Below are 12,570 nucleotides of genomic sequence, written 5' to 3'. Positions count from 1 at the left end.
ACGCATGGAAACCGAAAGCACATATGGACAACGATCAAGCTGCTATCGACCTCGTCAGCATGCAAGCCGCCGCGTCGAACGCTTGCGCCTTACTCAAGCTGCTCGCCAATCCTGACCGACTGCTGCTGATGTGCCAGTTGTCGCAAGAGGAGCTGTCCGTGGGCGCACTGGAGGAGCGGCTGGGCATCCGGCAGCCGACGCTGTCGCAACAGCTGGGCATCCTGCGCGAGAACGGCTTGGTGGTGTCACGTCGTGATGGGAAGAACATCTTTTATTCGATCGAAAGTGGGCCGGCGCTCGCAGTCATGACTGTCCTTTACGAACAGTTCTGCGCCGACGGCAAAGGGGAAAAAACATGCTGATTGACATCACAAACTTCACGCCTGGCCTGTCGCTGGGCGGCGGACTGATCATCGGTGCGGCGGCGGCCGTGCTGGTGCTGTTCAACGGCCGTATCGCAGGCATCAGCGGCATCCTGGGCGGGTTATTGAGCCTGCCACGCACTGACGTGGTCTGGCGCGTGGCCTTTCTTGCCGGTCTGGTCGGTGCCCCGGTCATTGCGACTTTGCTCGGCAGGGCGCCCGTTGCAGATATCCAGGCCGGCTGGAGCGAAATCCTGGTCGCCGGCTTTCTGGTGGGCCTGGGCACGCGCTACGCCAGCGGCTGCACAAGCGGCCACGGGGTGTGCGGTATCTCGCGCGGCTCCGTTCGCTCCCTGGTTGCGACCTCGACCTTCATGGCGGCTGGCTTCCTGACCGTCTTCGTGCAACGACATCTGATTGGAGGCTGACATGGCTGCCATTACCGCATTGCTCGCCGGCCTGCTTTTCGGCATGGGCTTAATGATTTCCGGGATGGCCAATCCGGCCAAGGTGCAGGGCTTTCTCGACCTGGCAGGCCGGTGGGACCCTTCTCTTGCCTTCGTGATGGTCGGCGCGATTGCCGTTGGCTCACTCGCGTTCTTCATTGCCAAACGCCGCAAGCGTTCGTTCCTCGGAATGTCCATGCAGTTGCCAGCAAGCACGGTCGTGACACTGCGGCTGGTGTTGGGCAGCGCCGCGTTTGGTATCGGCTGGGGCTTGGCAGGCTTCTGCCCGGGCCCCGCGCTCGTGGCCCTGGGTGCGGGCTATCCGAAAGCGATTGGCTTCGTAGCCGCCATGGTGGCTGGCATGGTTGTCTTCGAGGTCTTTGAGCGAATGAAATCCAGCGCACAACACGCATAAGCAGGCTACGGGGAGTCAATGGAAAACATCGTTGTAAGCAGCGCTGCACTTGGCGCTGTGGTCGGCCTCATCCTGGCGTTGACTGGTGCAGGTGGCGCGATCCTCGCGGTTCCGCTTCTGCTGTTCGTCCTGCGCCTCAATGTTGCAGAGGCCGCGCCGGTCGCCCTGCTTGCCGTGGGCCTGTCTGCGGCCGTGGGGGCCGCCATTGGACTGCGGGCGGGCATCGTGCGCTACCGCGCCGCCACGCTGATGGCATTGGCCGGTACGGTCTTCTCACCCGCAGGCTTGTGGCTCGCGCACCGTCTTCCGAACGGACCGCTGACCCTGCTCTTCGCTGCCGTGCTGGCCTTTGTTGCGCTGCGCATGTTCAAGCAGGCTAGCGCGAGTGCGTCCCACAGAGCGGAAACCGAGCAGCACTCGCAACCGTGTCAACTGGATAACCAGACCGGCCGCTTTGTCTGGACGGCTTCCTGCACCCGCGCGCTCGCGCTTTCGGGCATTGGCGCTGGCTTTCTCTCGGGCCTGCTGGGGGTGGGTGGGGGCTTCGTCATCGTTCCGGCGCTCAAGAAAGCCACCAACGCCCCGGTGCATTCCATCGTGGCGACCTCTCTGGCAGTCATTACCTTGGTGTCTGCCTCAGGCGTCATCACAACTGCCTTGTCGGGGCGAATGAACTGGCAGATCGGCGTGCCTTTTGCCGCAGGCGCCATGCTTGCCATGCTGGGTGGGCGGGTCGTGGCCGGTCAGTTGAGCGGCCACAGGCTGCAGCAGGGCTTCGCGTTCATCGCGGGTCTCATTGCCATCGGGATGGTGGCAAAGGTCGCACTGGCAGCGTAATGCCAAACACACTAACGTACCCGAAAAAGGTACGCCTCATACAAAGGAGACACTCTTGAACTCAGTCAAGTCGCACACCCTGGTAGTGGCGCTTTTGGCGGCAACCAGCATGCCTGCGCTATCGCAACCTCAGACCGTCCCGATGCACGTGCCTGAGGAGTCTTCGATCCAGCAGGGGGCCATGGGGGACGCCATCAAGCGCGGAAAGGAGCTGCTGACGGATACCCACAAACTGTTGCCCCGAAACGTGGGCAACGGCCTGAACTGTACGAGTTGCCATCTGAATGGCGGGACGACGGCCTACGCATCGCCTTGGGTCGGGCTCACAGGAGCCTTTCCGGAATACCGGTCCCGCAGCGGCAAAATCATCTCGCTCCAGGAGCGCATCAACGACTGCTTCCAGCGCTCGATGAACGGCAAACCGCTGCCCTTCGACTCGGCAGAGATGAACGCCATCATGGCCTATATGAAGTGGCTGTCCACAGGCGTGCCCACCGGCACCAATGTGGCTGGCCGAGGTTTCGAGAAGATTGACACCTCGCTCGTTCCAAACCGTGAGCACGGCAAATCAGTCTACGCAGCACAGTGCGCGTCCTGCCACGGTGCTGAGGGGCAGGGCACCCCAAATCCGCAAGGCGGCTACATATTCCCGCCACTGTGGGGCAAGGACTCGTTCAACGTGGGGGCAGGGATGGCCCGGATGTACACCGCTGCTGCGTTCGTGAAGCACAACATGCCGCTTGGTCAGGGCGGCACGCTGTCTGCGCAGGATGCTGTGGATGTCGCCGCGTTCTTTACCCAGCAACCCCGCCCAGACTACGCGCCACGCGTCAACGATTGGCCCAAAGGTGACAGGCCGAAGGACGCACGCTAGCGCCGGGCGGCCGGGCGACGGACCACTTAGCAAAGTGTTGCGCTACATCATGACCCGGCTTTTGACTTGCGTTAAGAATTTTCCCAAGGCGCATATGAGTCGCCCAGCCTCTGAACGGATTGCACAGCAACGTTCAGCCTTGGTGAAAAGCCTGTGCAATCCTCATCGAATCAAGGAGTCCGCCATGCAAGCAAATGTTGGAACGATCGACCGCGTTATTCGAATTGTTGTCGGGCTGGTTTTGATCGGTCTGGCCGCGACAGGGCGCGTGGGCGCCTGGGGCTGGATTGGCATCGTGCCACTGCTGACAGGTATCGTGCGCGTATGCCCCGCCTACAGCATTCTGGGCGTGAAAACGTGCGCAGCGCCGAAGGCGGATGCAAAGTAGAAATGCACCGGCCGTGCCCGGACGAAGCCCATCTGGGCACAACCGTGCCAAATCAGGAAGCGCTATTGATCAACCAATTATTTGCTGGGACACCGCAGGTGTGCGATCGGCCGGTGAATGCGCCGGAATTTGAGGTGACTTCGGAACGGATGAGAAGGCGCGTTGTGAGTGCGCCCGCTTAGTGCCCGTATTACGCGGTTTTCCGTGCAGCGCTCTCGGCCGCCGCCACAGTGCGTTTGACCGCGATGAAGCTGTCCGGGCTCACCGATATGGAGTCAATGCCACACTCGACAAGGAAGGCGGCAAATTCGGGGTGGTCACTGGGTGCTTGGCCACACAAACCGACGTGGGCGCCGGCCTCATGTGCCTTCGCGATGACGCTTTGGATCATCCACTTGACGGCATCGTCCTGCTCATCGAAAGGCTCCGCGAGATCTGCCGAGTCGCGGTCAACGCCCAGCGTCAGCTGCGTCAGATCGTTGCTGCCAATCGAGAAGCCGTCGAAGCGTTGCGCGAAAGCCTTCGCCAGAATCACGTTCGATGGAATCTCGCACATCACATAAATTTTGAGGCCGGCTTCGCCGCGCCGGATGCCGTTCTGCGCCATCACTTCATAGTGCTGCTCGATCACACAGGCCCATCGCGACAAGATCAGGATCTCCTTATCGCTCAGGACGAACGCCGCACGCTCGGTTTTTGATGTCGGGACGTTCTTCGTCGGGTGGCCGCCGTCGTTTGCGTAGATCATTTTGAGACCTTTGCCGCCCAGCTTCTTTCCAACGATCGGCAACAACGACGGCTCAGACAGCAGCGGCTTGAAGACCTCGTATTCGTCGGGGTCCACCTTGCCCTGGACGACGTTTTCGCCAAGCCCCCAGGCCGCATTGATCAGGACAGACTTGTCAAAGCCCGTCTCGGTATCGATGGTGAACATGACACCGGCGCCGCCCAGATCGGATCTCACCATCCGCCGCACGCCGACCGACAGTGCGACCTTGGAATGGTCGATGCCCTTCGCTTGGCGGTAACTGATTGCGCGGTCTGTGAACAGCGACATGTAGCAGCGGCGGCAGGCGTCGAGCGGGGCACGTTCGCCCCGGATGTTGAGATAGGTTTCCTGCTGCCCGGCAAAGCTCGCCCCCGGCAGATCCTCGGCCGTCGCGCTTGATCGCACGGCAACGTCCACGTCGACCTGTCCCAGCCGGCGGTTCAGTTCATGGTATGCAAGCCATTCAGTAAGAAATGCGCTGACTCTCTTTGTAGAGCAACTTCTGTCTCCGCTATGCCGTCATGACTTGGAAGTAAATCCGTGCGCAAAATTAACGCGCACCCGGGTCGCAAGGAAAAATCAGTACAAAACGAAAGAGCGAACAGTAGCTACCTTCCCATCTCACCAGCGAGGCTCGGTTGGATGAGCGATCGCAACTCTTGGGTCTGGAGGTACAGACTTTTCTGATGCAAAGCCAACTCAATCTTGTGGGTTGCTACTGCGTTGTTGCGCGATCCGACCGTGCATCCGACAGCCACTTGTCTTCGTATATTGATTGCTTCCACGTTGCGAAGCGCCACGATAGAGGTCAACGATGAAACGGTATCAACTGGCAAAGTTGTTTGGTGTTCTGCTTTCTTTCGCAATCATTTCTGGCGGCTATGCGTCCGTAGCGACGGCCGCAATGGGCGATGGCGAAGCCACCACCATGGTGGGCGGCGCTCCGATGTATCCGTCCAAGAACATTATTCAAAATGCGGTCAATTCGAAGGATCACACCACTCTTGTTGCTGCCGTGAAGGCAGGTGGCTTGGTCGAAACACTGTCTGGGACGGGGCCATTCACCGTGTTCGCACCAACCAACGAAGCCTTTGCTGCGCTGCCCTCCGGCACCGTCGATCAGTTGCTCAAGCCTGAAAGCAAGCCGACCTTGGTCAAGGTGTTGACCTATCACGTGGTGCCCGGCCGGCTCACGGCACAAGACCTTATGAAGGCTGTCGCCGATGGCGGCGGCAAGGCGATGCTCAAAACCGTCGAGGGTGATCCGCTCACCGTCATGCAGAAGGGCGACCGTTTGACCGTCACCGACGACAAGGGTGGCGTCGCCGTTGTAACGATCGGCAACGTGTACCAGTCGAACGGCGTGATTCACGTCGTGGACAAGGTATTGATGCCGTAATCCTTCCCGTGCAGCGCAAGGGCGCGTGCCCTTGCGCGCTCGAACTATGACGGGAGGAAGGCAATGTCATCTCAATTTCGCTACGCGCAAGATGTTCATTGCCGGAAGGACGCGGGAGATATGCTTTTGCCGCATCCCGTCATGGGTAACCCGGGCACGCAAAATCATATGCACGTTGTCGGAGCATCTTCGCCCGGCCCCGCGGGCACGATATCAGCGCCGCAGGAAGCCGCCCGGGAACGGCTTATTGAGCTGCTCAAGCAGACTGGCGAAGGAAGCAAATCGGCGTTCGCAGAACCCTGTACGCTGACTTCTCCCAAACTCTATTCGTCGGCTTACACAATCCTCCGCAGTTCAGGCGAAGCAGAAGACGTGCTGCAGAACTGGGTCTGTACGCAGGGCACGATTCCGTTGTACCGATGGAGCATGTGGCGTCGATGCAGTCCGTCTTGGAGCAGGGCAATGCCAAGGACAAAGCCATCAGAAACAGGGGGCATTGGCGCGCTTCGGGCGGTTGGCCTCCGGCAGTCTGCTTGGCGTTGATACAGTAGTAGAGCCGGACACGAACACGACGTCCACCTGTTTCATGCGTGAATCAGTTCTGGCGTGTTTCCCGACGACGCGTCATGCCCGACGCGCTGATGCGCCGTGGTTCGCGCCTTTAGCCGCGTTGGCGTGGTTCTTGCGCGGATTCACCATCCGTGCAAAGTACATTGTTGCGGAGACGTCCGCCATGCCGCGGAACCATCCAGAATGCCCGCCAGTCCGTCACGACCGCCATTACGGTGGCGCCTTCGACGCGCGCGCGAGCGACGGCCGACAAGGTAGGCGGTGCCATCGACGCAGCGTCGTGATGCAGCGTTCCGCCGCACGCGATCATGGCCGATACGCCGCTGCAATCCTGAAACGATCCTGTGCCTTCAACGGATGTGGTGGCGCCAGCGGTGGTGCTGCCTGCGTACGGCCGCAACGCCGTTCGCCATTTACGTGACGGTAGAGACCTGTTCAACAACTGGCGTCGGGAGGGAATGGCACGGGGGCCGTCGAATCTCGTTGTCAGAGCAGTGTTTGGCAAACCGGGACGAGCGCTTCTTCAAGGTGAGGGCGGCGCGTTGCGTCAAGGGGACGAATCATGACATCCAAACATTGCACACCATCGTGGACATGGGCACGCAAGGGCCTGCTGACCGCCACGATCGGATTGCTGGGGGCTACAGGCCTTGCTGCGCCGACCGGTACAACCGGATCGACCGGCCCAGCCAAGAATGCCGGCATCAGCGCGTCGCCGCATATGCTGAATGGCAAGGTGGTTCCGCCGCCTCGTCCCACTGTGCCGACCGTGATCGTTCCAGGCATGCCGCGTTCGCTCATGCGCGAAGCAGAGCACGGCCATAGCACCGGCGGCACGATCGTCTCTCCGGCGTCGGTGCATCGCCAGAACGGCACTGTCTGGGTCGACTGACGGAGGCGATCATGAAAAAACTCATCCTGGCATGCATGCTCGCAGTCAGTCTCCTGCTGGCATTCCGGCCCATATCCATACCATCTGCCCAGGCTGCGGCGCCGATGAAGGTGCTTGTACTGTACGACGCGCCGCCTAACGACCCTTACACCAACCTGGGTCTTGCCTACGCAATCATGCTGCGCAACCTGCTGGGGCATTGGAATACCTCAGTCAGTCTGGTCCCGATCCAGAATTACACGGCGGGCTCCGTGCAGGCCAGCCAGGCCACCTTCTATCTGGGCGACTACTACAACAACACCATTCCCCCTGCGTTCCTGAGTGATGTGATGTCGACCACCTCCACCGTGGTCTGGTTCAAGTACAACCTGTGGGAGCTGGCCTGGGACACGGTCGATTACGCCAATCCAACCTTCACCCAGAAATTCGGCATCGCCTTCAACGAGGTCTATGGCTTCAACGGCAACGTCTATCCGTCGTCGAGCAATCCGAACCCGGGGTTCTTCGATACCGTGGCTTACAAGGGCATGTCGATGGTGAAGTACTACAACTTCAACGCGACGACGGGCGTGGTCAGCGCCGATCCGGACATCGGCGTCACGCAGGTCACTGACGCAACGAAGGCGAAGGTGCTGGTCAACATCACGGACAGCCAGACCGGAGCCGTGGCGCCCTACGTGGTCCGCTCGGGCAACTTCTGGTACTTCGCCGATCAGCCGTTTTCGTACATCGGCCCGCGCGACCGCTACCTGGCGTTCTGCGATCTGCTGCACGACATCCTTGGCGACAGCCCGTCAACGGTCTACACCCACCGGGCCATGGTGCGCTTCGAAGACATGAATGCGTACACCAGTACAAGCTCGATGAAGAAGCTGACGGATTATCTGTACAACAAGCACATTCCGTTCTCGATGGCGACGATTCCGGTCTACACCGATCCGAACGGGTATTACAACAACGGCGTGCCGGAGACGATCACGCTGGCCAACGCGACTGGGTTGAAATCGGCGATCAACTATGCGCTCAAGCGCGGGGGCAGGGTGATGATGCATGGCTACACGCATCAATACGAGAACGTGCCCAATATCGACAATGCGGTGAGCGGCAATGATTTCGAGTTCTGGTATGCGACGGCCAATACCCCGACCGACGACGACTCGCTCCAGTGGGCGGGCGGGCGACTGGACGCGGGCCTCCAGCAGTTCACCAGCAACGGTTACACACCGTTCGCCTGGGAGGCCCCGCATTACGAATCGTCGCCGCTGTCGATTGCCGCCGTACCGCCGCGCTTCAACTCGACCTACCAGCGCGTGGTGTACTTCGCGTGCACCAACAACACCACGAGCAGCGTCACCAACACCAATACCATCTGCAGCAATAGCGATCTGTACACGCTCAACTCAACCGCCAACAGTCACGCGTTCGCGGTCGGGCAGTTCTTCCCGTACGCGATCTATTCCGACTACTACGGCCAGCGCATCATTCCGGAGAACCTCGGCAACATCGAATACAACATCTGCAATATCGATCCGTTCTCGTGCCTGACGTACACCTGGCAGGACATCTACCTGAATGCCCAATATGCGTGGGTCGTGCGCGATGGTTTCGCGTCGTTCTTCTTCCATCCGTTCTGGTTGGACTCCGACATGTCGGGTACGGCTGCGTCCAATGCATTCCAGGATTTCCAAAGCCTGGTGAAAGGCATCTCTGGCCTCGGATACCAGTGGGTGGATGCAAGCACACTCAAATAGCCCCAAACGCATCTGGCAGGGCGGTGGACACCACGTCACCGCCTCGCCTGCCCCTCGATTGGCCCGCCGTCTGCCTCACCACACATCAGGTCAAGGCGGTGAGGGGAGGGCTGAGCCGGCTGCCCCACCCGCGGCGCTCGCTCAGCGGCACCCAGGCGATCACCGGTCGCTCCGTCACTGGCTGAGCCGGCTTCGGGGGTACGCACCCGGCACCAGGATCGGCAGCTCCACGTCGGTCGCAGACACGTTATAGACGTTTGGCACTGCCGCCGTCGACAGGTCGAGAGCCGATGTCACCGGAGGGATCTGCGTGCCGAGCGCAAAGTTGACGACGTTGGTCGCATTGGGCAGCGAGCTCGCGCTGACGATTGCCGCGTACTGAACGTGCTGCGGATAGAACAGCAGCCCGACCTGGTCGCCGTCCTGAAGCTGCTCTCCAATGGCGGGCAGCAGGACTGCGCCTGCGTTCAGCCCCGGATCATCCTGATGGTCGCCTTCTGCAAACGCCGTCACCTGGTCGTCCACCAGGATCAGCTTGCCGCCACGCTGAATGCCGACACCGACGTAAGCCACCGCCGCCTGAACCGCACCCGTTCCGCGCGTCACCGCCAGGTTGGTGATACGGGGCACGCCGGCCAGCACCTGCCCGGTACCGCTGATGGTCGTGATCGGCACGAAGACCGGCCCGGCCGCACCCAGCGGCACCGACGCGGTCAGCGTGGAGGCATTCGTGGGAATCGCCCCCGGCCCGGACAGCGAGCCCACGGGGATGCGGTCCATCTCCAAACCGACCGGCTGGGTATTGGGGGCGCCAACCGTATCCGCCACCGAGAGGCAAACCTTGGGGATCGCGTTGAACGTGTCGGAGTCGATGCCCTTCAACTGTCTGTCGAACCAGCTGAGGATCGACGCGACACCCACGACGCCGCCGCAATTGGCGGTGCCCTGCGACTGGCCCGCCAGCGGATTCATATGGCCGCCTTCGGTCGTCAGCACGCGCACATCCGCGCCGGTCGACGCGAAATACCGCGCGTTCATGTAGGCCTCCGTCACGTTGAACAGAACATCGCGGTTGCCCTGCAGGAACAGCGCTGGCACCTTGCGCAGTACTGCCTGGGTTTCGCCAAAGTTCCAGGGAAGGCCCGCACGCTGCTGGGCCTCGAAATAGCCCATGCCATGATCGAAGAAGAACTGGGTCAGCTCCGTGCCGGAGACGGGACGCGGGTACGCCGTCGGCAGACTCGCCAGGTTGAACAGGTCTGTCTCCGTGCGGACGGTGCTGGCTAGCGGCCCCTGCACGCCGATGGTGTTGCACAGCGTTGCTACCAGCGGCGTATTCGATACGCCGTGCCCGCCCGGGCTCGCGGTCGTGGCGGTGCTGGCCAGCAGGCAAAGCAGCCCGCCGTAGGAGAGCTTCATGCCTTGGCCCGGCAGCAGGCTGTATAGCAGGTCATACCAGGTGCCGTTGGGCACGATGGTGTCGATGCGCGGGTCGAGCGCGGCCAGCGGCATCTGAAAACCGCCCCCGTAGCTGTAACCGATCGTGCCGACTTTGATGTCTTTTGGGATCCCGGTCTGCGGCTCGGTCTGCACGTACAGACTGTCGGCGTTGTCGTAGGCCCAATCCAGGATCGCGCGAGCGTCCTGAACTTCGGCGCGCGGATCGATGATGCGGGCATTGCCGCCGCCATTGGCGGGCACGCTGTCGCCGTGTCCGCGTTCGTCGTAGCTGATGACAACGTAGCCGTGATACGGCAGCGCCTGCACCAGTTCGTCGATCGACGTGAAATGCGGATCGCCCGGATGCAGATCGCCATTGGCTGCCAGGGTTTTCAGTCGATTGCCGCCGTAGCCATGGCTGTGCAGGACCACCGGAAAGCGATCGCCAGGACAGCGCGAGGGCAGCATGACCGAAAAGTAAACGCGGGTGGTTGGCGTTGGATTCGCGCTCGGGTCGAAGTCCGACGGCACCGGCACGACGATCGAGTTGTTGACCACACTCGGTGCCAGTGGTGTATCGCAGGCAGCCGACTGCGCGACAGGGGACGTTGCCACGACCGAGGAGGTCGCGGATCCTGAGGCGCCCGCCGTTGATGAATCAGATGCGCCACCGCCGCAGGCGGCAACGAGCAAACAAAGACTGGCTGCCAGGCAGCCGTTGCGGATGTGCAGCATGGGGTCTCCTCTTGCCTCGATCGGTGTCTTCTATGTACGTATGCCGAGGCTGCGAGGATTCTATTGACGCCGTTCTGTTTGAGACACGCTGTTTTTTAGAGCCTGTCATCGAAAGGGGCGCGCGATGCAGGTTAACCCGAGCGACAGTGGCTGTTCTCCCGATTAGCGGCGGCAAGAACTTTCATCCAAGCGCGGGGAAACCCCGACTGCGGGAGGCCGGTGAGGCGCTGTGGATTCGCCCCGGGGGCGATGCAGAGATTGCAGGTGACAGGCTGATGCTGATCAGCCGTTCGTGTTGAAGCAGTAACTTTAATGGAGGCCGGCGAATCTACTGGCCCACACGTTATCCGTCGCGGTCAAAAAAACCTTCGACCATCAGGCCGAAGGTTTAGCACGTGAAATCAAAAACCGGACGACAGGTACTGTTCTCGCACCGCCAGTCCGGCGTAAGGCAAGTTGCTCGCGGTGACGATCGCCACGTAGTCGGAAAATCGATACTGCAACCGTGCCGTCTGCAGTGGCGATCCGCTCAATACCTCTGGTGATGGATCACCCATTGTCGACGTCGGCATACCGAGCGCATTGCGCAGCGCATATCTCGCGCCATCCCAGGCGGCCGTTGTGTCGCCGGCGCTCATACCGCGTCGGTAGACGTCTATGCCGACGAGATGGCCACTGGGCCCGAAGCTGAGCCACAACTCGCTGACAGGCGGGCCGGCAAGACCGAGCTTATTGGCGTCCACACCTCGGCAGCGAAGATAGCGGTAGCCGTGTTTGACATCATCACAGGCTATGTCATTTTTGTATGCCCAGCGAGCGGCCTCCTCGGCGGTCGTGCGATCCAGTACGAATCCGCCCGGGACGGGGCGAGCCGGTGCGATCTGGTCTGTTCGAAGGTGCGCCAGGCCGCTGGCACGCAGTACGCTGACTTGCTCCGCCGTGGTGGTGTCGACGGGGCAGGGGACGCCAAGCATTGCGAGCAGAGGGCGAGCCGCCTTCGAGTGCAATGCCCCGACCAGACCAATCGCAACCGTCAGCGCTGCAACACTGGGCATTGTGTAGCGCTGCAGCCAGCGGCGCGGGCTCATTGGCAGTTCTGGGCGGTGTTGGGGCCCAGATACTGAGGCATGGACGACACGATGGTCGACTTGAGGCCAGTGAGCACGGGTGCTACACGGGAGATGTAGGCATCCGGAACGCCATCGGTCTTCATGACAGCAGCGGCATCGGTGATGAACTGATCGAACACACAGCCAGGGATACCGACGTCGGAATGTGCTGTGGCCATGTCGTCACACATGACGGTGGTGCCATCTGCCGCGACTTGTCCTGGATAGCTGAAGGGGCCACCAAACAACGCTTTGAACTGGAGGTTCAGGCAAGCCTTGAGACGCCCCACCGTGTCGTGTCCGGGCTGACCGATGTTGGCAAAGTACGGTGCTTCTTTGGGGTCTGCGAGCAGACCGGACACCGCGTCGTCGACCACCTTCGAAACGGCGGCCGGTGCACTTGCATCTCCGCCAAGTCCGGCCCACATGTCGGCGTTTTGCGGAAATTGTGCTGTCGACGCCGTCGATGCCATCGACATGGGCGCATCGTCGCCGCCTCCGCATGCGCTCAGCGTCGCGGTGGTCAACGTCAAAACCAGTAGCAGTGCTCGCTTCATGGGTCAATCTCCTTTGGCAGGGTATG

At 61.2% G+C, this 12,570-nt stretch carries 12 protein-coding genes and 1 pseudogene; 9 read left to right on the top strand and 4 right to left on the bottom strand.

Translation table 11 applies throughout. The features are described 5' to 3' along the window. The first annotated feature begins 23 nt into the window (after positions 1–23). The 6 genes from DOD19_RS21550 to DOD19_RS21525 all read left to right on the top strand — a co-directional run bounded on the left by DOD19_RS21550 (position 24) and on the right by DOD19_RS21525 (position 3,322). Positions 24–362 (top strand): metalloregulator ArsR/SmtB family transcription factor, encoded by a 339-nt coding sequence (locus tag DOD19_RS21550; RefSeq protein ID WP_112188020.1) that lies wholly within the window; start codon positions 24–26, stop codon positions 360–362. Then, positions 356–790 (top strand): YeeE/YedE family protein, encoded by a 435-nt coding sequence (locus DOD19_RS21545; protein WP_112188018.1) that lies wholly within the window; start codon positions 356–358, stop codon positions 788–790. Before DOD19_RS21550 ends, DOD19_RS21545 begins: the two co-directional genes overlap by 7 nt. 1 nt (position 791) lies before the next feature. Beyond that, positions 792–1,223, top strand: coding sequence for a DUF6691 family protein (locus tag DOD19_RS21540; RefSeq protein WP_112188016.1), 432 nt, complete (start codon positions 792–794; stop codon positions 1,221–1,223). 18 nt (positions 1,224–1,241) lie between these two features. After that, a complete protein-coding gene (locus DOD19_RS21535) occupies positions 1,242–2,060 on the top strand; it encodes a sulfite exporter TauE/SafE family protein (RefSeq protein WP_112188014.1) in 819 nt (272 codons plus the stop codon). A 55-nt stretch (positions 2,061–2,115) separates the two neighbouring features. Beyond that, on the top strand, positions 2,116–2,934 hold the full coding sequence (locus DOD19_RS21530; RefSeq protein WP_239498078.1) for a c-type cytochrome: 819 nt from the start codon (positions 2,116–2,118) through the stop codon (positions 2,932–2,934). 184 nt (positions 2,935–3,118) lie between these two features. Further along, complete coding sequence (locus DOD19_RS21525) at positions 3,119–3,322, top strand: DUF2892 domain-containing protein (protein WP_024978764.1); 204 nt, start codon at positions 3,119–3,121, stop codon at positions 3,320–3,322. A gap of 190 nt (positions 3,323–3,512) precedes the next feature. Here the strand turns inward: DOD19_RS21525 and DOD19_RS21520 are convergent. After that, a pseudogene (locus DOD19_RS21520) lies at positions 3,513–4,550 on the bottom strand (PEP/pyruvate-binding domain-containing protein); the annotation flags it as partial. A 355-nt stretch (positions 4,551–4,905) separates the two neighbouring features. Between DOD19_RS21520 and DOD19_RS21515 the strand changes: the two are divergent. The 3 genes from DOD19_RS21515 (at position 4,906) to DOD19_RS21495 (ending at position 8,703) form a co-directional block, all read left to right on the top strand. Next, positions 4,906–5,490, top strand: a complete 585-nt coding sequence (locus tag DOD19_RS21515) for a fasciclin domain-containing protein (protein WP_024978765.1) — start codon at positions 4,906–4,908, stop codon at positions 5,488–5,490. Between the two features lie 1,132 nt (positions 5,491–6,622). Then, positions 6,623–6,952, top strand: a complete 330-nt coding sequence (locus DOD19_RS21500) for a hypothetical protein (RefSeq protein WP_024978768.1) — start codon at positions 6,623–6,625, stop codon at positions 6,950–6,952. An 11-nt stretch (positions 6,953–6,963) separates the two neighbouring features. Further along, positions 6,964–8,703, top strand: a complete 1,740-nt coding sequence (locus DOD19_RS21495) for a DUF2334 domain-containing protein (protein WP_024978769.1) — start codon at positions 6,964–6,966, stop codon at positions 8,701–8,703. 174 nt (positions 8,704–8,877) lie between these two features. Here the strand turns inward: DOD19_RS21495 and DOD19_RS21490 are convergent, their stop codons facing one another. The 3 genes from DOD19_RS21490 to DOD19_RS21480 form a co-directional block, all read right to left on the bottom strand. After that, the gene (locus DOD19_RS21490) at positions 8,878–10,758 is read right to left on the bottom strand and encodes a CocE/NonD family hydrolase (RefSeq protein WP_162634431.1); all 1,881 of its coding nucleotides are present in this window, start codon (positions 10,756–10,758) and stop codon (positions 8,878–8,880) included. 521 nt (positions 10,759–11,279) lie between these two features. Continuing rightward, positions 11,280–11,966, bottom strand: coding sequence for a hypothetical protein (locus tag DOD19_RS21485; protein WP_112188008.1), 687 nt, complete (start codon positions 11,964–11,966; stop codon positions 11,280–11,282). Further along, positions 11,963–12,544 carry a hypothetical protein gene (locus DOD19_RS21480; protein WP_024978772.1) on the bottom strand — a complete coding sequence of 194 codons (582 nt, stop codon included), beginning with the start codon at positions 12,542–12,544 and terminating at the stop codon, positions 11,963–11,965. The genes DOD19_RS21485 and DOD19_RS21480 overlap by 4 nt, the downstream gene beginning before the upstream one ends. Between the last annotated feature and the right edge of the window lie 26 nt (positions 12,545–12,570).

This window comes from Ralstonia sp. GX3-BWBA, assembly GCF_003290055.1.
Taxonomy (GTDB): domain Bacteria; phylum Pseudomonadota; class Gammaproteobacteria; order Burkholderiales; family Burkholderiaceae; genus Ralstonia; species Ralstonia holmesii.
The sequence above is the reverse complement of the archived record's forward strand: the minus strand, read 5'-3'. Positions and strand labels throughout refer to the sequence as shown.

Coding starts and splice junctions, on each gene's coding strand:
- DOD19_RS21545 (WP_112188018.1), top strand. CDS start 356: ATGCTGATTGACATCACAAACTTCACGCCTGGCCTGTCGCTGGGCGGC.
- DOD19_RS21540 (WP_112188016.1), top strand. CDS start 792: ATGGCTGCCATTACCGCATTGCTCGCCGGCCTGCTTTTCGGCATGGGC.
- DOD19_RS21500 (WP_024978768.1), top strand. CDS start 6,623: ATGACATCCAAACATTGCACACCATCGTGGACATGGGCACGCAAGGGC.
- DOD19_RS21515 (WP_024978765.1), top strand. CDS start 4,906: ATGAAACGGTATCAACTGGCAAAGTTGTTTGGTGTTCTGCTTTCTTTC.
- DOD19_RS21550 (WP_112188020.1), top strand. CDS start 24: ATGGACAACGATCAAGCTGCTATCGACCTCGTCAGCATGCAAGCCGCC.
- DOD19_RS21485 (WP_112188008.1), bottom strand. CDS start 11,966: ATGAGCCCGCGCCGCTGGCTGCAGCGCTACACAATGCCCAGTGTTGCA.
- DOD19_RS21525 (WP_024978764.1), top strand. CDS start 3,119: ATGCAAGCAAATGTTGGAACGATCGACCGCGTTATTCGAATTGTTGTC.
- DOD19_RS21535 (WP_112188014.1), top strand. CDS start 1,242: ATGGAAAACATCGTTGTAAGCAGCGCTGCACTTGGCGCTGTGGTCGGC.
- DOD19_RS21495 (WP_024978769.1), top strand. CDS start 6,964: ATGAAAAAACTCATCCTGGCATGCATGCTCGCAGTCAGTCTCCTGCTG.
- DOD19_RS21480 (WP_024978772.1), bottom strand. CDS start 12,544: ATGAAGCGAGCACTGCTACTGGTTTTGACGTTGACCACCGCGACGCTG.